Raw genomic sequence first — 21,234 nt, forward strand, 5'->3', positions numbered from 1 at the left:
GTGCGGCGGGTGGCCATGGGGTCGTGGCTTGGGGTGGGCGCGGAGATTCGTCAGCGAGTGTGGCGCGGTTCCGGCGGTGCGGGGGTGGGGTGTTCTGGAGGGGTCGGCTTGTCGCGCGTCAAACGCGTGCGAAACCGCGAGGCCGTGGCGCTTTGGCGACACGCGGCAGCCCCGCGTCATGGAGCGATTCACTAGATGCTGCAGCAATGCACTAGATAGCAGAGCATTGCACTGCTTACTACCTAGTGCAATTCTGCGCTAAGTAGTGCAACGCTACTGAGCAACGAGCCTGCGTGCGGCAAGGCTTGCCCCATAGCTGCTCCAACAAGGTTCCAGCCGAGCCATGCCGGGCAGCCCTGCACCAGTTAGGGGGCATTACACCAGTTAGGGAGCATTGCACTAGCTCCGAGCTAGTGTAATACCCCGCTAAGTGGTGTAACACCACTTAGGAACAAGCGTTATTGTGGCCTGATGTCTACTACGCCTTGGTGAGAACCATGTGAGCGGCCACGGGTCAGTGAAATGGTGCGTAGTGTCGGACCTGTTGGCGGGGGTCGCGCTGACCTGAAGTGTATCCGCGCTATCGCGTGTTGCGATCAGGGCGTGCACCCCATCAGTGGGCATTGCACCCGCTCTGATCGGGTGCAATGCTCCCTAACGGGTGCGGCCTTCATGAATTTCGCACGTAATTCTATTCAGCGTTCTTCAGAATTTGAAATCGGAACGTTGAAATTCTGCGCTTTCTGGGGTTCCGCAAATTTGTGGTGTCTAGGAATTACGTGCGAGATTATTGGGCAAGTGCTTAAGGGGCGAGCCTAGCGTGTTACTGTGCTCGCCGGGGCGTCCTTGAGCCAGTCGTAGGCGACGCGCTCCGTGCCGTTAGCGACAATGATTGTGCCGTACTCGCGGAATCCGAAGGACTCAAGTGCATGTCGCATCGGTGCGTTGTCCTCGTGGGTGCCGCAGCGCAGGTGATCGGAGCGGGCGGCCGCGAAGTTGAAGATCGCCCGAGCGACACCGCGTCCGCGAACCGCCGCCACGCGGTGGATGACGTGGTACTCAGCCTCGGAATGCCATGCGCCGACAATCTTAGAGTAGGTCTCGTCTGGCCCGGGAGCGAAAGAAAAGACGGCGAGCGGCCCCTCGTCGTCGGACACGAGGAAGCAGTGTCCGAGTGCGATGTCTTCCTCAGCGTCAATGCGGCCCGGGTACCCGTCGGGCCACTGAGTCGCATTCCCATTTGCCTGCATGAACGCCCGAGCATGCGCATACGCGCCCTCGATGAACTTGAGGTCGTCAGGAGATGCGATTCGAATCTGCATGACAGCTCTAGATATCCTGAGGTCGCAACCTGTCATTGAATGCCCTTGGAGATGTAATATTTTGCATAAGTATATGAGATTGACTCAATGGTTGATCATGCGCTGAACTATCAGGTTTCTATATGGTAGTTGTAGAGATTCTAACGGTCGGATGGGCCAAAATATTCGCAGTCAGTGAATTTGAAGTGCTCTGGAGCTATGTTGTTGGCGTCTGTCTCATTATCTTGTGTAATTTTACATTGAGTGAAATATGTTTTCGAGAGGTGCGATGTGTTTGAGGTGCTTAGTCTTCCAAATATGCATTTTTTGAAATAGAGAGTGGTGTCGACGTTCTCATCCAATAGATCGAAATTAAAGGAGATTGTCGCCCAAATGTAATTATCTGGGGGAGTTGGGGTTTCTGGCTCATCAAAAAAATCGGTATCTGCATCTGCTGACACATCAGTTGGATGTTGTTGTGTTGCTTTTGGTCGCAGGAAATTACATTCTTTAAATAATGGAAAGTCTTGGTTAGGAAGTGGCCCGCCTGGGGCTATTTGGTGTTGTAGATCCTCTAAAATGCAGAGTGCAATATTCTCAAAGTGCCAAAGTTTTACTTCGCTTGGGAAGTTGTCTTGGTGTAATACTGGTTTCTCGTTATTAGTGCCCTTCGGTTGCCCTGTTACTGTGAGCTGGGAATGGAAGGTGGCATATTTCCATAGCAATGTCGCCTTTTGAAAAATCTCCAAATTTACCTTATGGTTGAAAGTTGAATGATTGAAGTGAATCATTGAACTACTTGTAAAATTGGTGATTGAAATGGGGGTGAGGAATATGGTGTCTGTTAAGTTGATTGACATTCCGTCCCAGTAGCCTTTGAGGTTGGTGTTGATTCGTTCAAGGATGTTGTTCAGTATTAGGTTCTGCAATTCTCCCCTCTCGTTTTCATTTTCAAAATTGTTGGGAAGGGGGTCTCCTAAGTATCTTATGTGTGCGCAAAGTGCGCTGAGGATGGCGCTGTTTAATATTCGTGTCGTGTTCGATTCTTTTTGTATACTTTTATTAAGTTGGTCTGCGAGTTCGAAGTATCTGCAGATTCCTTCGTATTGATCATAATATGAATTTGCGGAGAGGAGTTCGTGCGCGGTATTGCGCATGTGCCAGAGAGTCTCAGTAGCTCTTTCTAGTTCGCGAGTCGCATTGTCGCTGTTCCTCTGCTGCCAGGCTGAGAATGCGAATCCTGCGCCGGTGATCGTCATACAGAGCTTCATTGCGTTAGATGATGGCCAATGCCATTGCCATCCCCAGCCCAATGCGCTGATAAAACTCAGCACAAACAGGACAAACGCTATGAGCAGTGGAGTCCACCACTTCATTAGGCATGGGGGCATAGCGGTTAGTCGTGCAGGTTCGTCGTCTTCCTGTTTGCAGCGCTTCCAGAACTTCAATTTCTCGAGGAAGTTCTTTTGTCTCGAGGTGTTGTCCTCGGGCTCGTTGGCGCTCGTTCGCTCATCGTCGGCGGGGACCATGCTGGTTCCTTTGCTCTGGGTTCACTGCTTCGCATCGTAGCAGCCTGTCTAGGCAGTTGGCCCCACAACGAACGCTCAGGCAGCAGGGGTGTCAAGCGAATGCCCTGTTGGGGTCTGCGGCATCGCAGTCCTATGGCGTGGTGTGTGGCAACTGGGCCCGATGGGTGCTGCCCTGGGCCTGTCACCCGGAGCGCCAACCCGCTGTTCCGCAGCCTAACCCTCTGTTCGGTACGTGGGCGAGGCTGCCCACGCTCGGAATAGCGGGTTAACGTGCGGATTGAAGGGCAAGGCTACCGCCGACGCGTGAAATTAGCCGTTAGCCCTGGCTGTTCGTAAAACGTGTGTGAAACCGTGGCGGTGCCCGCTCAGGCAGTAGCCCACCAAGCAACAACGCAACCCCGACCGCAACAATGCAACCCCGCCCAGCAACAACCCCGACCGCAACAACGCCCACAACGATGCAGCCTCACCCCGCAACAATCCCACCCCACCCCGCAACCCCGTGGCATCTCCCGCAAACCCTGCCCCGGCCTCGTTCGTGGGTATGAACCTGGCTAGACTGGCCCCTATGACTGAAAACGCGCAGCTTGTTGTGACCCTGTCCTGCCCGGACCGCCCCGGGATCGTGCACGCCGTGACCGGCGTGATCGGCGAGTCCGGCGGCAACGTCATCCAGTCCCAGCAGTTCGGCGACCCTGACACGGGCACGTTCTTCATGCGCGTTGAGGTGGACTCCCCGAAGGGTCGCGCGCCCATCGACGATGGCTTGGCCCGCGTCGCCGAAGAATTCGGCGCAACCTACCGCGTCGACGACCTGGGCCGCAAGCTGCGCACCATCATCATGGTGTCGCGCGAAGGCCACTGCCTGACTGACCTCCTGTACCGCCAGCAGACGCAGGGCCTGCCCATTGACGTGATCGCGGTCGTCGGCAATCATCCGGACCTGGCGCCCGTCGCCCAGTTCTACGGCGTCCCCTTCCTGAACATCCCCGTCACGAAGGACACGAAGGCCCAGGCGGAGCGCCAGCTCCTCGACCTGATCGCCTCCGAAAAGGTGGAACTTGTCGTCCTGGCCCGCTACATGCAGATCCTCTCCGACCAGGTCTGCCGCGCCATGCAGGGCCGCGTCATCAACATCCACCACTCGTTCCTGCCGTCCTTCAAGGGCGCGCGCCCCTACGCGCAGGCCCACGATCGCGGCGTCAAGCTGATCGGTGCGACCGCGCACTACGTGACCGCCGACCTGGACGAGGGGCCGATCATCGAGCAGGACGTCACCCGCGTCTCCCACGCAGACTCCACGCCGGACATGGTGGCGCTCGGCCAGGACGTGGAGCGCCGCGTCCTCGCCCAGGCCGTCCGCTTCCACGCGGAGCGGCGCGTCCTCATGAACGGCAACCGCACGGTCGTCTTCTCTCGCTGACGTCGGGTACGCGTGGTGTCAAACACTGGCACGGTGCTCCGCTGAGGTGTGGTGCCCACCGACGAGGCCGCGGCTGGCTCTCGCGGTGGGCACCCTCTATCTGCGCGTATGTCAGTCGCAGCGCCGTGAAAGTGTCGCGTGAGGGCCTCCCGGCGTGTCGCGTCCTGTAACAAGAAAATGTGCGGCCAGGCGGTCATATTTGCCTATGATCATGCGCTTCCGCGAATGCGTTTGTCACTTTGCCTGCAACGCTGAGACGTGATCTTTCGGTCATTTAGCGGGTAAGCGTCGCGTTGACCGTCTGATAAATGGCACACTTGTTACGTGGACGAAACGACTCAGCAACACGCTCCTGTCACCGGCTACGTTCCCGGTGGTTTTGACATGTTCCATCAGGGACACCTCAACATCCTGCGCGCCGCCCGCGAGCGCTGCGATCGTCTGGTCGTCGGCGTGACCTCTGACGAGGCGCTGATCCGCATGAAGGGCCGTGCGCCCGTTATTCCGCTGAAGGAGCGCTGTGACCTCGTGTCGTCGCTGCGTTTCGTGGATGCGGTGGTCGTGGACCTGGATCAGGATAAGCGCCTGGCGTGGCGGCTCCAGCCTTTCGACGTGCTCTTCAAGGGCGATGATTGGAAGGGCACTCCTAAGGGCGCTCAGCTTGAGGCGGAGATGGCGGAGGTCGGCGCGCGCGTCGTCTATCTGCCGTACACGCCGTCGACGTCGTCGACGAAGCTGCGCCGCTTTATCGCGCCTGAGGACTTTAGTGACGAGGCCTCGGCTGACAAGTCTGACAAGGCGACGGAAGGGGAGCAGCAGTGAGCCTCCCAGTGGTGCTTGAGCCGGGTGCTTCGTGGGGTACTCGCTTCACGACGTATCGTGCGGCCTTGGCAGCTGCGCAGAAGCCGGGCGCGGGTGTTCCCGCGTACATGCGCTGGGTGAACCGTGGGGCTGCGCGCGTGGCCGCTGCGGCGTGCGCAGCTTTCGGCTGGACTCCGAATTTCGTCAGTTTCATCTCCGTGTGCTTCTCGACGCTCGGTCTCATCGTCCTTGTCGCGCTCGAACCTGCGTGGTGGACGGGTCTGATCGTGGGCACGTCCCTGGCGGTCGGTTTCATGTTTGACTCGGCGGACGGTCAGGTGTCGCGCGTGACCGGTGCGTCGTCGAAGACGGGGGAGTGGGTGGACCACGTGGCGGATGCGTTCCGTTCCCCGGCGATTCACTTCTGCACGGCGGCCGCCGTTATGGTGTATCGCCCCGAGTCCTGGTGGCTCGCTATTGTTGCCCTCGTTTACGGGTGGGTGACGTCGGGTCAGTTCATGAGCCAGATCCTCGCCGAGCAGTTCGTGCGTGCCGCCGGGCGCAAGCAGACCCGTGGTGGCAATCTGCGTTCGTTCATCCTGCTGCCCACCGACCCGGGCGTCGTGTGCTGGACGTTCGCGCTGTGGGGCCTCGGCGCGCCTTTCATGGTGCTTTACACTTTCCTGGCTGTGGTCGCCGTCGCGCACTCGTCGATGTCGCTGCGTCGCCGTTACCGCGACCTGCGTGCCCTGGATGCCGCGGCGAAGCAGGGGGACGGTCGTGCCTGAGCTTTCCGTCATTCTGCCCGCGCGTAACGCTGCGGGCACGATTGCGCGCGCCGTGGCTTCGACCCTGGCGGCCATGCCGACGGACTCGGAGTTGGTCGTCGGCAATGATTCGTCGTCGGATTCGACGGTCGGCGAAGCCATCCGCGGCGCGTCGCGCGGGGGAGTGGTCGATCCTCGCCTGCGTATCGAAGACATTACCCCGGGTGAGGGCGGCGTCTCGCGCGTCCTCACTCAGCTGATGGAGCGCACCGATTCGCGCCTGGTTGGCCGCATGGACGCCGATGATGTCTCCCTGAAGGGGCGCTTCAAGCGCACGATGCACGCCATTGAACGTGGCGATGACATGGTCTTCACGCAGATGATCGAATTGCGCGGCTCTCGTCCGGTGCCGCGCATGCCCTATGAGATCACGCCCGAGGATATGGGCTGGCATCTGCTGCTCACCAACCCTGTGTGCCACCCGACCATGCTGGCGACGCGCGAGATCATTGACCGTGTCGGCGGTTACCGCGCTGTTCCCGCTGAAGACTATGACCTGTGGATGCGCGTTGCGTCCGCGGGTGGTCGTATTCGTCGCCTGGCCGCCTGGGGCTTGCTGTATCGGATCCACCCCGGGCAGGTGACGGGAAATAAGGCGTGGCGCTCGGACTCGTGGAAGAATCCGGATCAGGCCCAGGCTTTCGCCGAGCTGTCGGCGCATCTGACGGGCCAGGAGCTGCCGCGCCTCGTCTCCCTCGTTTCTCTTCCTCGTGACAAGGCCGAGCGTGAGCTTGAGCGCTTCGTGCAGGTCTACACTCAGGGGGTTGCATCTCGACCCGCAACGTCCCGCCGCGTCCTCGAACGTCGGCTGAATGCGCGCGCCGCGTGGGTGCGCTCGAACCTTCAAGGAGAACACTCATGATCCTCACCCCTCCGCCGACTGGCGGCCAGCAGATCCTGCGTCACGCCCTGGGGCGTCGCTGGAGGACGATCGCTGCGGGGACTGTGTTTGGCATGCTTCTTGGTGTTGGCGCCGCCTTCGTGATACCTGTCACGCATTCCGCGACGGTGTCGATGACTGTGACGTCGCCGACGCTCACGCCTGCGCCCGCGATTCGTGCGTCGCTGTCGAACACGACGGACATGGTGACTGAGCAGGGAATCGCGAAGTCCGCCGCCGTCCTGGACGCCGCGGCCGCGACCATCGGCGGCGGGGCGACCGCTGACGAGCTGCGCGAGAACATGGAGGTGTCGGGCGACACGAATGGCACGATCGTCAAGATCGAGTACTCCGCGCCTACCCGCGCCGAGGCCGTCAAGGCCGCTGACGCGATCTCGGACGCCTATCTCAAGGAACGTACGGCCCTCGTCGAGCAGCGCGCGAACGAGATGGCCTCCGCCGTGAACGAGCAGATTGCCACCTTGGAGGCCGAACTCAAAAGCCTGAACCCCGTCGTGGATGAGGACGGCGACGTCGTGAGCACTAACCCGCGCGCCAAGGAGCTGACCGAAGACATCAACAAGCTGAAGGAACAGGCCGCGACGCTGGAGCCCTACCACGCCACCGCCGGCCTCGTCATCACGAGTGGCGATGCTTCGACTGACACGGTTGAGCCCGCGAAGTCCCGCCTGATCCTCATTTTCACGGTCGTCGGTCTGTTCGCTGGCCTGGTGCTGATGCTTCTGCGTGAGACGCGCGCTCGTACCCTCGATTCGCCCACGCAGCTGGCTGACTTGACGGCTCTGCCCGTGTGGAGCGCCGAGGAAGGCGCGCCCGAACCGTGGCTTGCTCCCACCCGTATGCTCGCGATGGCGATTGATCGCGACCACTGGGTCGACCTCATTACTGACGCCTCCGACGCGGAGTCCCGTCAGCTGCACCGCGTCCTGTCGCGTTCGCTCGCCGAGACTCGTGTGCCGACGCCTCGCCTGATCGACATCTACCAGCCCCTGGCCTCCCTGCTTGACGAGGTCCGTCCTTCCCGCCACGTGCTCATCGCCGTGCGTAAGGGCCACGACCTCAAGGAGCTGCACGCCCTCCTCAACGAGCTGGCCATCATCAACCGCGAGGTGAACGGCATGCTCTACCTGGATGGCACGGTGACGGCCGGGGCCGAGGACCTGGCTGAGCCTGCGCCCGTCGCTCAGGTGATCGAACCCACGGACGAGGTCGTGGCGGACCCGTCCCCGGAGGAGACGGCTATCCTGCGCAAGGTAGAAGTCAGCTCCGAGCCGACCCCCAAGAAGACGTCGGACAACAAGGCGTCCAAGAAGAACGACTCCACCGATTCGAAGGATAAGAAATGAGTGCCGAGGAGACCCTGGTGGTCGACGATCAGGCAGCGTCCATCTGGCACGTTGACCGCACCGCCCGCGTCACCCAGCTGATTTCGGGTGACCCGAAGGACCCCCGCGCGCTCGTTCTCGTGCGCGACAATGGGCGTAACTCCGACTTCATTGAGATCGAGGGGACGGCTCACCCCGAGTACTCGGCGCGCGTCGCCGCAGTCGAAGCTGCGTCCCCGCGCGGATGGGAAGAAGGTGCCGGCGCGAAGGTCGACGCCACGGTCATCATGTGCACGGTCGGCTCCTGCGACATGCTCGAGGCTGCGGTGCGCGCGATTCTGGCCCAAAAGCATCATCGCTTCACCCTGGTCGTCGTGGATAACGCCCCCGAGACCGGCCAGACACGCGAGAAGCTCGCGAGTATCGACGACACACGCATGACCATCGTGTCCGCCTCGCGTCCCGGCCTGTCGCGCGCCCGCAACCGCGGCGTGCTGGCCGCCCGCGGCGAGGTCATCGTCTTCACCGACGACGACGCGATCGTCGACCCCAACTGGCTGACCGCGATGATCGACCCCTTCACGGCATCGCCGTACGTAGCTGCCACCACCGGCATCGCCCTGCCGCTGGAGGAACGCTACAAGCCTCAGCGCTGGTTCGAATCGCGCGGTGGCTTCCCCAAGGACATGAAGCCCCGCGTGTGGTGCGCGGGCGACATGCCCGAGGGCCTGGAGGTGCTGGGTGAAAAGGGTGAAGGAGGCCCGCTCTTCCCGATCACGACGGCTCGCGTGGGGGCCGGCGTCTGCATGGCCATGCGTCGCGACGTCCTCATGGAGGTCGGCCCCTTCGACCCCGCGCTCGGCGCTGGCACCTCGACGCGAGGCGGCGAGGACCTCGACATGTTCGCGCGCATCTTGGCCACAGGCGACGTCATCATCCACACGCCTGACGCTCTCGTGCACCATCGTCACCGCGTCGACGAGGCCGGCCTGGATAAGCAGATTCGCGGCAACGGCTCCGGCATGGCCGCTCTGCTGACGAAGGCCATCATCGAGAAGCCCTCGGTCCTGTGCACCCTCGTGGGACGCATTCCCGGAATCCTTAAGCGCATCAAGCCCGGCGGTGCCCGCGTGGCCGGCCGTGATGACGATACGCCCGGTTCGCTCACCAGGTCCGAAATCAAGGGCTTCCTGGAGGGCCCCTTCCTCTACCTGTCTTCGCGCAAGCGCAACAGGCTCGCCCCGCTCCACCCGGCTGACGAGCCGGCGGCCGACGCGACCGCGCAGAACAACGCTGACGCAGCCCCGGCCTCGTCCGAGGAACGTGGCACTCCTGAAGGGAACACGAGCGCGTGAGTTGGGGCCGCGGAATCTGGAGGAAGCCGCCACCGGCGCGCATCGGGCCGCTGCGGGAGGACGCGCAGGACCTGCCGGCGTGGCCCTTCGTCGCGGCCTACTCGATGTACCTGCTGTGGTGGGTCCTGGGCTCCGGCGACCTGATGTGGCCGTTCTTCGGGATCATCATGCTCGTGCTGATGCTTGGCCGAAGCGGTCTGCGTTTCCCGCCCGGAACGATCATCTGGATGTTTTTCCTGGCGTGGGTGTTGGCGTCTATGTCGATGCTCGACTCGGGCGGGCGCGTCATTGGCGCGTTCTACCGCTTCCTGCTCCAGCTCGCTCCCGGTATCTTCGCGGTCTACGCGTACAACGCGCGTAAGACGCTGAGCGTGCGCGTCATCGTGGGCACGATGTGGGGTTTTCTCCTGTCGACCACGATTGGTGGCTTCATCGCCATGGCGTGGCCCGAGCTGCGCTTCAAGACGCTCATGTACTACCTGGTGCCGAAGCCCCTGCATGCCAACGACTTCGTCAAGGAGTTCACGAAGCGCGCCACTACCCAGTGGAACCCGTCGTCGTGGATTCTGTCCGACCCGCGTCCCTCCGCGCCGTTCATCTACGCGAATACGTACGGCAACGTGTACTCGATGATCTTCCCGCTCGCGCTGATTTTTGCGTACGTGCTGTGGCGCGAGCGCTCGACATATCGTTTCATCGTTGTTGGCGTGTGCGCGCTGTCGATCATCCCGGCGGCAGCAACGCTCAACCGCGGCATGTATATCGGCCTCATCGTCATCGTGACGTGGGTCGGTTTCCAGCGCCTGCGCGCCGGGGCGTGGCGCACCGTTGTGGGCATCATTGGGGCCCTCGTCGTCGCTGTGGTGGCCTGGCTATCCACGCCCGCCTCGAAGTCCCTGTTCGACCGTCTCCAGGAATCCTCCTCAACCGCGGACCGTGCGTCGAACTACCTGGAGACCCTCGACGAGCTTGCTGAATCGCCGTTCCTGGGATTTGGTGCTCCTCGCCCCTCGGCGTCGTCCTGGCTGCCAGCCTTGGGCACCCAGGGCCAGTTCTGGACCGTCATCTTCTCCTACGGCCTCGTCGGCATTTTCCTGTTCATCCTGTTCTTCCTGCGCATGTTCCCGCGCATCTGGCGGGCCAAGGATGTCTACGGTTCGATCCTGGGCGGCATCATGCTGGCCACCCTGGTCGAGCAGTTCTACTACGGCATGAACACGGGCCTGATGCTCTCGGTCGTCGCTGCCGCCTTGCTGTCGCGTCACCTGGAAGAAGAGAACGACCCGCTGCGCGTGGCCGCCGTACAAGCCGGTACACCCACGCCCGGTTCCGTTGCTGGTACGGTCCGCGCCGCGGCTCCCGTGCGTCTGGGCGAATGGGGAAGCCCCGCCGCGAACGACGGGGCTTTCTCCACTCGGATGCTCGAACGACTCAACAGGTCGGGTCGTCGGGGAAGGAGACACCGGAGAGCTTCCAGTTCTGACCATCCTTCACAAACTGAAAGTATGTGAGGGCGCGGGTCATGGTCGTGTCGTCCGTCAAAGACGTCCCCGCGTCGTTGAGGATGCGCACGGAGGAGGAGTCCACACAGGCCGACACGGTGAGGTTTCCGGCACCGTCATCGGCGATGACCTGCGGGTTTTCGACAGTTGGCGTGCCCTCGGAGTGCAGGCCTTCCTTCGCCCATTCGACAGCCTGCGCATCGAATTCTTCGAGCGCGGACTCGGTGAGCACGGAAGACAGGTCGGTCGCCTGGGCCTGCTCGGGATCGGTGTACGCGTCGTACAGGGTTGTCAGGATGTACGAGGCCTGGTCGCCAGCCTCGGTGGCCGTCTCCATCGCGCCGTTTGCGTTGGCGGGACCCGCCGACTGCGGCGTGATGGTCTTGGCGATGGATTGCGGGGCGTCGGATTGGCCGGGACCCACGCTCTGCACGCCGGAGGCTGCGGTGGTCTCAGTGTCGGAAGAACCCGTCAGGCGCAGTACCACGACGATGACGAGCGCGATGACCAGGAGGATCGCTGCTGCCACGAGGCCCTTCTTGCGGGTGGGGGAGAGAGAGTTGATGAAGTTCATGTGTTTCCCATCGATCGGTTATAGGGAAAGGCTACCGCGTGGTAGCGGGAAGGTTAATCATGAGTGAGGCAAATCAAGCCAGGCGGTCCCTCGCTCGCGGGGGCATCGTCGGGTTCGTCGGAGCCATGGCCTCGGCCATCCTGGGTTTCGCTTTCACGATCATTCTCTCGCGCATGTTGGGCGCGACCGGCGCGGGCGTCGTCACGCAGGCGACGGGCGTGTTCGCCATCGTCATGGCCTTGGCGAAGGTTGGCCTGGACTCCACGGCCATCTACCTGATGCCTCGCCTGTCCCTGGATGCGCCCCAGGAGATCCGCGCAACCCTGTCGTTTATGGCGACGATGACGGTGGGCGTGTCCACCGTGTGCGTCCTCGTTCTCGAGGCCGTGGCCCCGTTGATCTGGAATGCTGAGGTGTCGGGTGCGACCCGCGCTGTCCTCTGGTTCGTCCCGATCGGTGCACTCACGCTCGTGGCGTCCGCCGCGCTGCGGGCGCTGGGTAACATGCGTGAGTACGTGCTCGTCCAGAACCTGCTGCTGCCGGGCCTGCGTCCCCTTCTGGTGGCCCTGGCGGCCGCGCTGACGGGTTCTCTGGCGCTCGTCTCAGTCGCGTGGGCCCTGCCCTTCGTCGTGGTGCTGGTGGCATCTTGGTGGCTGTTGCTGCGGCACATGCCGTCGGTGGCGGACTCTGAGGGGCGCTGGCCGAGTGTGCAGCGTCGTCGTCAGGTCGTCTCCTTCGCGCTGCCTCGCACCCTGACTGCCGGTCTCGAGCAGGCCCTGCAGTGGCTGGACGTCCTGCTGGTCGGCCTGCTCGCGGGCGATGCTGCCTCGGGTATCTACGGCGGTGCGATCCGTTTCATTCAGGCGGGCATGGTCGTCGATACGGCCCTGCGCGTCGTCGTCTCTCCGCAGTTCTCCAAGCTCCTGCACCAGGAGCGCATCAAGGAGCTGCGCGACCTCTACGGCACGGCCTCTATCTGGCTGGTGCTTTTCGCCGCGCCGATCTACGCGCTCATGGCGATCTACGCTCCGGCTCTCATGAGGATCCTCGGTGATGGTTTCGCGCCGGGCGCGAACGTGCTCGTTGTCCTGTGCATCGGCTCTATCGTGACCTTCATGGCGGGCAACATTCACTCGCTGCTCATCATGAGTGGGCGCTCTGGGTGGGCGGCCGTGAACAAGGTTGTGGTGCTGACGCTGAACGTTGTGGGCAACGTCATTTTCATTCCTCGTGGAGGTATGGTCGCAGCTGCGGCGGTTTGGGCGTTTTGCATGGTGCTTGACGCTGTGATGGCGACCGTTCAGGTGTCGCGCTTCATCGGTGTGACACCGAAAATCTCTGAAGTGGTCAAGCCGATCCTTGTTGTGGGCGCATCTGCCGCAATTCCTGGTGGTTGTATAGCATGGTTGTGCGGGCGCGATTCTTTCGTCGGGATGGTCGCTGGGTCGGCCCTCTCGGTCCTCGTTTTCGCTTGTGTTTGTTGGGCTTTTCGGGATCGGCTCCATCTCTCGGGACTTGGGTCCTTGGCAAAGAAAAAACGGGGGTAAGGAAGGGGTGTATGAGGCACCTGTGAAGGTTTGACTTGACCGGCCGGTTGATGGACTATTCCTTGTTGTGTAATCATTAGTGCAACAAGATTATTGTCCCGCTGAAAGGCCGTGTCATGGCTTCCGCACTTTCGCGCCTTGTAACCCTTGCATCTGCACCGATTATCGCGTGTGCATCGCTTGCGTTCGCCCCGATGGCGCACGCAGATGATGGCAATCCACCTCCCGTTTCTCCTGGTCAAACCGTCCTTCATGACGGTTTGAGCGCCGCCACCGCGGCGGCCTCGTGCTGGGACATCAAGCAGCGCGATCCCAACTCTCAGGACGGCACCTACTGGCTCCAGACCCCCGCGATGGACGCCCCCGCTCAGTTCTTCTGTGATCAGACCACAGATGGCGGCGGCTGGGTCATGATCGGTCGTGGCCGCGAAGGCTGGGAGCCGTGGAGTGGCGGCAAGGGCGATCCGGCCAAGCTCGCAACGCGCGAGCGTAACCAGTCGGCCTTCGACGTCGTTCAGCTCTCCAACGACGCTGTCAACGGCCTGCTCAACAATGAGGACGTCAAGGACCAGCCGGACGGCGTGCGCGTCCTGCGCTCGTGGAGCGCCTCGGGCCGCTCCTACCAGAAGCTGGACATGAAGTTCTCCAAGATGACGGACTTCGTGTGGCCCTTCAAGATGGCTCACCCGGTGAGCATCTCGATGGACGGTGCCAGCCCCGTCTCCGGCCTCCTGTGGAATACCCTCGGCTACGACCAGGGGTGGAACGCCCTCCAGGTCTACCCGTCGGCGCGCACCGGCTGGACTGTCGGCTGGGGATACGGCATCGGTGCCGGAAACTGGGGTGGCGACCTGAGTTCTGCGTCTTCCTTCTTCCACAAGAACGGCCAGACGGTCTTCGCCTACTCTGAGGCCTACGTGCGTCCGCGCGTTGCCTCCGACTCCTCGGCCTTCACCCGCATCCCGGACGAGGGCGAGGCTGGTTCCACCGTGAGCCGCGCCGTCTCCAACTACGCGGCCACAACCTCGTGGGGCGTCACCGGTAACATCAACGGCTCCTACGCGGAAGGATCCATTCAAGTCCAGGCCCTCAAGCAGGTCGGCTCCACCATGTACGTGGGTGGTAACTTCACCGGCGTCAAGCAGGGCGAGAACGGTTCCGAGAACCCGTCGCGCGGCCTGGCGGCCTTCGACGTCAACACCGGCGACTGGACCGGCCAGGCCTTCGACTTCAACAATCAGGTCAAGGCCCTCCTGCCGCTGCCCGATGGTCGCCTCCTCGTGGCCGGCGACTTCACGCGCGTCAACGGCGAGACTCACATCGGCACCGTCGTCATCAACCCCTCCACCGGCCAGATCGACCCCTCGTGGGACCTGTCGATCACTAACGCGCTGAACGGCGGCCAGGTGAGCGTGCGCGCGCTCGACTACTACGACGGCAACGTCTACCTGGGCGGTGTCTTCACGCACCTGAGTGGCGGCGGCTCCTCAAAGGTCTACGGGCGCAACGCTGCCCGCGTGTCCCTCGACGGGCGCCCCGACCGCAGCTGGAACCCGGAACTCAGCGGCTCCGTTCAGGCCGTGGGCGTCAGCGAGGCTAACGGTGCCTTCTACGCCGGCGGACACTTCACCCGTGCACACGGCTCCGAGCGTGCATGGTACGCGGCGAAGTTCTCGACCCAGCCCGGTGCCGCCCAGGACTTCGAATTCAATTTCGAACCTTCCACCGTGAGCGCCGGCAAGTACCAGCAGACCATCGCCACCGGCGGTAACCGCGTCTTCATCGGCGGCTCCGAGCACTCCCTGTTCGGCTACGACACCGGCACGAACTCGCGCACCTCCGGCACCGTCACCATGAGCATGGGCGGCGACATGCAGGCCAGCACCATCTCCTCCAAGAACGTCATTTACGGCTCCTGCCACTGCTCTGACGGGGCCTACCAGGACAAGTACGACTGGGCCGTGTCCGACCGCTGGTCTCGTATCGACGAGATCAAGTGGGTGGGTGCGTGGGACGCCACCACTGGTGAAAACCTGCACTGGACCCCCTTCGAGCTCTCCTCCAAGCGCAAGACCGGTGCGTGGGCGCTCACGACCGATACCAACGGCAACCTGTGGGTTGGCGGCGACTTCGACCTGTCGCATATCGACGCTTCGCGGACTCAGTGGAACGGTGGCTTCGCCCGCTACGATAACCGCGACAATGTAGCCCCCGAGACCCCGACGCTGGTGCGTACGACCGCTTCCACGGCCTCGTCCGTCACCCTGGCCTGGGAAGGCGTTTCCGACGCCGTCTCCTACGAGATCCTGCGCGACGATCGCCCGATCGCCTCCACGACCTCGGCCAGTGTTGAGGTCCCGCGCGGCGGCGACAACCGCTTCTTCGTGCGCGCCGTTGACGCTGCGGGCAACCGCTCCGCCACCACCGCCGTCTACGTGCCCCCGGCCGACGGCGAGGTCGATCCCGCCAACCCCGTTCTGCTGGAAACTGGTGCCACCTGGAGCTACCGCGCACTCAACAGCGCCGCCCCCGAGAACTGGACACAGACCTCGTTCGACGACTCCCAGTGGTCCACCGGTACCGCCCCGCTCGGCTACGGCGACCCGAGCATCGCGACCGTCCTGCAGTCGAACATCGCGCGCCCCGTGACCTCCTACTTCCGCTCGCACTTCACGGTCGCCGACGCCAAGGCGCTCAAGGGTGTCACCGTGAAGTACCTGGCTGATGACGGTGCCGTGGTCTACGTCAATGGCACCGAGGTCGACCGTACACGCATCGACGCAGGTGCCGTGAGCTACACGACGCGAGCCAACGCCGCACCGAGCTACAGCGCGGCCTCGAACTCCCTGTCCGAGGTCTTCGTACCGGCCTCACTGCTCACCACCGGCGACAACGTCATCGCAGTCGAAACGCACGTGAACTACACGCGCAGTGCGACCGTGGGCATGTGGGCCTCCGTGACCCGCGTCGACGGAACACCCGATTCGGCTTCCGGGGACGACGATGTGAAGCCGCAGCCACAGCCCGCACCCGAGCCGGACCCGGTTCCCCACACTGAACCCTCAGCGCCCGCAAACCTTGAGGACGCCACCAAGGCCATCGACGTGAGCGCCATGACGAATGGCGAGATCATCCCTTCGGCTTCCACCCAGTGGAACTACTGGACCGCCATGGCAGCTCCCGCCACTGACTGGGCAACGACCGCATCCCTGGCGGACTGGTCGCGCGGTGCAGGCCCCATCGGATGGGGAGACTCGGACGCGGTCACTCGCCTGGACATCGCCAAGAAGGATCGCCCTGTCACGTACTACTTCGCGCGTGACATCGACCTGGGCACCATCACCCCCAATACCAGCCTCACCTTCAAGGTGCGTGCAGACGACGGCGTCGTCCTGCGCATCAACGGACAGGTCGTGGACACGAAGCGTATGTCGCCTGGCAACATTAGCCACGACACGTACGCGAATGCGGCGGTTACTGCCCCCCAGGCGGCCTCCGATCTGCTCGAGGTGAAGATTCCTGCCAGCTACTTGACATCTGGGGTGAATCGCATCGGCGTTGAGGAACATATCAACTACAAGGGCACGCCGTCCATGTCCTTTGATTTGTCCGCAACAATGGCCAAATAGAGCGAACGTCGTGTCGCTTCATGCAGGTTGAGGTGATGTCGTGACTAGTTTGAGTAGTTTGACCTACCTCATATATTCCTGTTGACAGGGGGAGCCCTCGCCGTTCTGGCGAGGGCTCCTTCGTATGTGGTAGAACACTCTCGTTTTTGGCTAACCACATGGTTGAGCGTGATGGGTTTTCGTGACACTATAGGGGTAACCATTAATGCGATACCAGTGAGGATCCGATGAAGACTATCCGCCGCTGCTTGGCCCTCGGCCTAGCATCAATAACCGGTTTCGGAGTGCTTGCACTCAGCCCCGTCGCAGCTCAGGCGGCGGTTGACCCCCTCCACGATGGCCTCTCCGAAGCAACTGCTGCGGCCTCATGCTGGGAGATTAAACAGAACAACCCACGCTCGTCGGACGGCACCTACTGGCTCCAGACGGCCACAATGGATGCCCCCGGCCAGTTCTTCTGCGACCAGACGACGGATGGCGGCGGCTGGGTCATGATCGGTCGCGGCCGTGAAGGCTGGGAAACCTGGAGCCAGGGCAATGGCGACCAGACTCGCCTCCAGACCCGCCCGCGCACTCCCGGCGACTTCGAGGTCGTCCAGGCGTCCCACGAGACCGTCAACGGACTGCTCGGAGGCACCAAAGTTTCTGACCTCCCGGACGGAGTCATGGTCCAGCGTGCCTGGAACCACCGAGGCAGCGCCTACCAGACCGTGCGCATGCAGTTCCCCAAGATGCGTGACTTCATCTGGCCCTTCAAGAGCGCCCACCCCGTCAACGTCAAGTTCAACCGCGAGTGGTGGGTCAACGGCGGCATCGTGTGGTCAGGCTTCGGCACGAACACCAGCTGGGGCTACGTCAACCTGAACGCTTCTCCTCAGAACCAGTACACGATGGGCTTCGGCTATGGTCCCCTCGCGTCCTCCTGGTACGACACCTCCTCCTCGACGTCGTTCTTCCACCGCAACGGCTCCATCATCAATCCCTACGCGGAGGTTTACATCCGTCCCGAGCTGAGCTCCACGGACTCCTCTTTCCGCGCCATCGGTGACGGCGGCACTGCCGCAGAGACCCAGAAGGCATCGGTCTCCGAATATGCGACCCCCACGACGTGGGGCGTGACCGGTAACCTCAACGGCTCCATCCAAGAGGGAAGCATTCAGGTCCAGGCCTTCGAACAGGTCGGCTCGACCATGTACGTCGGCGGTAACTTCACCGGCGTGCAGAAGGGCAAGAACGGCTCGGAGACCACCAGCCGTGGCCTGGCAGCCTTCGATGCCACCACCGGTGACTGGAACGGTCAGACCTTCGACTTCAACAACCAGGTGAAGGACCTCGTCGAGCTGCCCGGCGGTAAGCTGCTGGCAGTCGGTGACTTCACCAAGGTCAACGGTGAAACCCACGTCGGAACCGTCCTGATCGACGCTGCCACCGGCCAGATTGATCCCTCGTGGGACCTGCAGATCCGCAACGGCAACGCGTCCGTCGTGACCGTTAAGGCTGCAAAGGTCATCGGCCAGCATATCTACCTGGGCGGCGCGTTCACGCACCTGACGGGTAACGGCTCCTCCTCCGTGTACGCCCGCAACGGTGCCCGCCTGGACCTGTCCGGCAAGCCTGACCGCTCCTGGAACCCCGAGTTCAACGGCAGTGTCATCGACATCGACGTGGACGAGAACGACTCCTATTACTACGCCGCGGGCCACTTCACTCGTGCACACGACCTCGTTGCCGAAAATGCTGCCCGTCTGGGCACCGGGGCCGGAGCCGATCTCGACCAGTCCTGGTCCTTCCGCCACTCCTACTTCATCGGCAAGTACCAGCAGGCTGTCACCGTCGGTAATGGGCGTGTCTACTTCGGTGGCTCCCAGCACTCGCTGTTCGGCTACAACACCTCCGACATGACCCGTACCTCCGGTTCCATCACCATGCAGAACGGCGGCGACCTGCAGGCGACCACTGCCTCTGCGACCGGCGTCGTCTACGGCTCCTGCCACTGCTCCGACTACGCTTTCCAGGACGCCTACCAGTACCTCGCCCTCGGCGACACATGGACGCGCGCCGACGAGATCCAGTGGGTCGGCGGATGGGACCAGGCCACCGGTCGCCAGATCGGCTGGACGCCCTACCGTCTGTCCTCTCTGCGCTCCACTGGTGCCTGGGCCCTCGAAATGGGTGATGACGGAGCCCTGTGGGCCGGCGGTGACTTCAACTTCTCCTACACTTCCAAGACGGCCGGCCAGTGGTCCGGCGGCTGGGTGCGCATGCCCGCACGCAGCGCCACCGCCCCCGCCGTGCCCGCCAATCTGCGCGCCTCCGACGGCAACGCGAAGGAAGTAACCCTCAAGTGGTCGTCCGTGCCCGGTGCCGAGTCCTACGACATCCTGCGCGATGATCGCACAATCGCCACCACGACCTCGACCTCCATCACCGTGCCCCTGGGAGGCAATAACCGCTTCTTCGTGCGCGCCGTCGCCTCCGACGGCCTGCGAGGTGCCTCGACCCACGCCTACACAGTCGACGCCAACGGCCAGCCGACCCAGCCCGACGACTCGACCATCCTCGTTGAGGACGACGCCACCTGGGCGTACCACTGGTCGACCGACGCCGTGCCCGCAGACTGGGCCCAGACCTCGTACGACGACTCCTCGTGGAGCCGCGGCACCGCACCCATCGGCTACGGCGCAGCCGACCTGGGCACCACGCTCAAGCCCGGCACACCCAAGACCCGCCCGCTGACCACCTACGCGCGCACCACCTTCACTGTCGCTGACCCCACTGCCATCGGCGGCGTGAACGTTGCGGTGACGGCCGACGACGGTGCCGTGGTCTACGTCAACGGCACCGTGATCGTACGCCAGCGCATGAACGATGGTGCCGTCACCGCCGGAACCTACGCGTCCGCCTCCGTGACGACCGCCTCCGCGCGCGCCGACCGTCAGCTGGTCTTCGTCCCCGCGTCCCAGCTCGTCGCTGGAACCAACACCCTGGCCGTCGAGACACACCTCAACTACCGGTCCAGCTCCTCGATGACCATCGACGGCACCGTCCAGGTCGTGGCAAAGGCTGATGTGCCCGAACCCGAGCCGCAGCCCGAACCCGAGCCGGAACCCGCGCCGCAGCCCGACCCGGACAAGCCAATCACCCCGGATCCCGATCAGCCCCTCGAGGTACTCGACGTATCCGGCGTGAACTTCGGTGAGTTCCTGCCCACCGGACAGTACTGGAACTACTGGAACTCCAAGGACGCTCCCGACGCCGCGTGGAACTCTACTGCCGACCTGTCAAAGTGGAAGCACGGAGCCAGCCCGCTGGGCTGGGGCGACCGCGACGCCGCTACCCCCTTCGTGCTCGCCGCCTCCGAGCGACCCATCACAACCTACTTCGCCCGTGACGTGAACCTGGGCACCATCAGCGCTGACTTCGAGCTTACCCTCGACGTTCGCGTCGACGACGGCGCCGTCATCTACGTCAACGGAACCGAAGTAAAGCGCGTGAACATGCCGGAAGGTACCGTCACGAACAACACCAACGCCAAGTCCAACGTGTCCCTCGGCGCAGCCAAGAAGAATCTTGCCACGGTGTCCGTCCCGCGTGATGTTCTCAAGGACGGTGTTAACCGCATCGCGGTCGAAGAGCACGCCAACTACGCTGGTGCCGTCTCAGTTTCCTTCGACCTGAAGGCAAGCCTGCTAAGGTAGGACTATGACTGACAAGTCGCTCGTCGCTGGCGGTCTCGACACGAACGAGGCCGCCAGCGCGGTCGGTGCCAACACGTCCGACCCTGCTTTCATTGCTATGGCCCAGCGCGTGCTCAGCCGTGGGCACGCGACCACCTGGCTCAATCACTGGTCCCTGCTACACGCCGACTTCCGCGCGCTCGCGCGCATGGACACTGTCGGCTTCGATGGGACCCTCCTGCAAATGCGTTTGCGCGGTGCCGGGCACGAGATCGAACGCACCTCCGCCGACCTTGTTCTGCCCCACGTCTTTTCCCGCCTCGATGATGGAACCCGCATCACTCTGATCGGTGCCGTTCCTGAGGCCGGGCGTGCTGCAGCTGAGCGCCTCAGTCGCTTTGACGTCCAGGTTATCGATGGATACGACGGCCTCCGCCGCTTCAAGGTGAACCCGAGTTTGCTCTCGTCTTTCGATCCTCGTCTGGTAATTGTCGGACTCGGAGCTGGTCTGCAGGAAGTCGTCGCTTCCGTCGCGCGGGACCTCGTTCCCCAGGCGTCTGTGTGTACTGCTGGCGGCTGGATCGACCAGTATGCAAAGGCAGCCGATGACTACTTCCCCGACTGGGTCCACAACGCTCGCCTGGGCTGGGCGTGGCGCATCGCGCACGAACCCAAGCGCCTGACGAAGCGCTACACGGTGGAGGCTCTGGACTTCATTGCTCACTGGCCTGAGCTGATTCGTCGCCTTGAGGCCATGGGTACCTTCGACGAGCTGGGCCTCGTCGTGGAGAAGAACGCGTCGCAGGCGTGATGCGCGCGGCGTAAGTGATGCTCGCTGAGGCG

Annotated in this window: 14 protein-coding genes; 11 read left to right on the plus strand and 3 right to left on the minus strand. The window is 62.9% G+C overall.

The window, feature by feature from the left end; genetic code table 11:
- Nucleotides 1–815: 815 nt before the first annotated feature.
- The gene (locus tag HMPREF1136_RS06165; RefSeq protein WP_009648481.1) at nucleotides 816–1,322 is read right to left on the minus strand and encodes a GNAT family N-acetyltransferase; all 507 of its coding nucleotides are present in this window, start codon (nucleotides 1,320–1,322) and stop codon (nucleotides 816–818) included.
- Nucleotides 1,323–1,462: 140 nt separating this feature from the next.
- Nucleotides 1,463–2,830, minus strand: a complete 1,368-nt coding sequence (locus tag HMPREF1136_RS10900) for a hypothetical protein (protein ID WP_009648484.1) — start codon at nucleotides 2,828–2,830, stop codon at nucleotides 1,463–1,465.
- A gap of 568 nt (nucleotides 2,831–3,398) precedes the next feature.
- Between HMPREF1136_RS10900 and purU the strand changes: the two genes are divergently transcribed.
- From purU to HMPREF1136_RS06200, 7 genes are all read left to right on the plus strand, one after another.
- Nucleotides 3,399–4,253, plus strand: a complete 855-nt coding sequence (gene purU / locus HMPREF1136_RS06170) for a formyltetrahydrofolate deformylase (RefSeq protein ID WP_034505165.1) — start codon at nucleotides 3,399–3,401, stop codon at nucleotides 4,251–4,253.
- A 324-nt stretch (nucleotides 4,254–4,577) separates the two neighbouring features.
- Nucleotides 4,578–5,075 carry an adenylyltransferase/cytidyltransferase family protein gene (locus HMPREF1136_RS06175; protein WP_009648479.1) on the plus strand — a complete coding sequence of 166 codons (498 nt, stop codon included), beginning with the start codon at nucleotides 4,578–4,580 and terminating at the stop codon, nucleotides 5,073–5,075.
- Nucleotides 5,072–5,842 (plus strand): CDP-alcohol phosphatidyltransferase family protein, encoded by a 771-nt coding sequence (locus HMPREF1136_RS06180; RefSeq protein ID WP_034505167.1) that lies wholly within the window; start codon nucleotides 5,072–5,074, stop codon nucleotides 5,840–5,842. Before HMPREF1136_RS06175 ends, HMPREF1136_RS06180 begins: the two co-directional genes overlap by 4 nt.
- Nucleotides 5,835–6,743, plus strand: a complete 909-nt coding sequence (locus HMPREF1136_RS06185) for a glycosyltransferase family 2 protein (RefSeq protein WP_009648475.1) — start codon at nucleotides 5,835–5,837, stop codon at nucleotides 6,741–6,743. Before HMPREF1136_RS06180 ends, HMPREF1136_RS06185 begins: the two co-directional genes overlap by 8 nt.
- A complete protein-coding gene (locus HMPREF1136_RS06190; RefSeq protein WP_009648485.1) occupies nucleotides 6,740–8,128 on the plus strand; it encodes a membrane protein in 1,389 nt (462 codons plus the stop codon). The genes HMPREF1136_RS06185 and HMPREF1136_RS06190 overlap by 4 nt, the downstream gene beginning before the upstream one ends.
- Complete coding sequence (locus tag HMPREF1136_RS06195) at nucleotides 8,125–9,462, plus strand: glycosyltransferase family 2 protein (protein WP_009648482.1); 1,338 nt, start codon at nucleotides 8,125–8,127, stop codon at nucleotides 9,460–9,462. The genes HMPREF1136_RS06190 and HMPREF1136_RS06195 overlap by 4 nt, the downstream gene beginning before the upstream one ends.
- On the plus strand, nucleotides 9,459–10,973 hold the full coding sequence (locus HMPREF1136_RS06200; RefSeq protein ID WP_009648478.1) for an O-antigen ligase family protein: 1,515 nt from the start codon (nucleotides 9,459–9,461) through the stop codon (nucleotides 10,971–10,973). The genes HMPREF1136_RS06195 and HMPREF1136_RS06200 overlap by 4 nt, the downstream gene beginning before the upstream one ends.
- Here HMPREF1136_RS06200 and HMPREF1136_RS06205 read toward each other — a convergent pair.
- Nucleotides 10,894–11,538 (minus strand): hypothetical protein, encoded by a 645-nt coding sequence (locus HMPREF1136_RS06205; protein WP_034505169.1) that lies wholly within the window; start codon nucleotides 11,536–11,538, stop codon nucleotides 10,894–10,896. The genes HMPREF1136_RS06200 and HMPREF1136_RS06205 overlap by 80 nt on opposite strands.
- Before the next feature lie 59 nt (nucleotides 11,539–11,597).
- Here HMPREF1136_RS06205 and HMPREF1136_RS06210 point away from each other — a divergent pair, with 59 nt between their 5' ends.
- The 4 genes from HMPREF1136_RS06210 (at nucleotide 11,598) to HMPREF1136_RS06225 (ending at nucleotide 21,202) form a co-directional block, all read left to right on the plus strand.
- Nucleotides 11,598–13,085: an oligosaccharide flippase family protein gene (locus tag HMPREF1136_RS06210; RefSeq protein WP_009648476.1), complete on the plus strand. Its 1,488-nt coding sequence runs from the start codon at nucleotides 11,598–11,600 to the stop codon at nucleotides 13,083–13,085.
- Between the two features lie 116 nt (nucleotides 13,086–13,201).
- A complete protein-coding gene (locus tag HMPREF1136_RS06215) occupies nucleotides 13,202–16,714 on the plus strand; it encodes a fibrinogen-like YCDxxxxGGGW domain-containing protein (RefSeq protein ID WP_034505171.1) in 3,513 nt (1,170 codons plus the stop codon).
- A gap of 227 nt (nucleotides 16,715–16,941) precedes the next feature.
- On the plus strand, nucleotides 16,942–20,412 hold the full coding sequence (locus HMPREF1136_RS06220; protein WP_009648480.1) for a fibrinogen-like YCDxxxxGGGW domain-containing protein: 3,471 nt from the start codon (nucleotides 16,942–16,944) through the stop codon (nucleotides 20,410–20,412).
- A 4-nt stretch (nucleotides 20,413–20,416) separates the two neighbouring features.
- Nucleotides 20,417–21,202 carry a WecB/TagA/CpsF family glycosyltransferase gene (locus tag HMPREF1136_RS06225; protein WP_009648483.1) on the plus strand — a complete coding sequence of 262 codons (786 nt, stop codon included), beginning with the start codon at nucleotides 20,417–20,419 and terminating at the stop codon, nucleotides 21,200–21,202.
- The last annotated feature ends 32 nt before the right edge of the window (nucleotides 21,203–21,234 follow it).

It is taken from the genome of Actinomyces sp. ICM47 (genome assembly GCF_000278725.1).
Lineage (GTDB): Bacteria > Actinomycetota > Actinomycetes > Actinomycetales > Actinomycetaceae > Pauljensenia.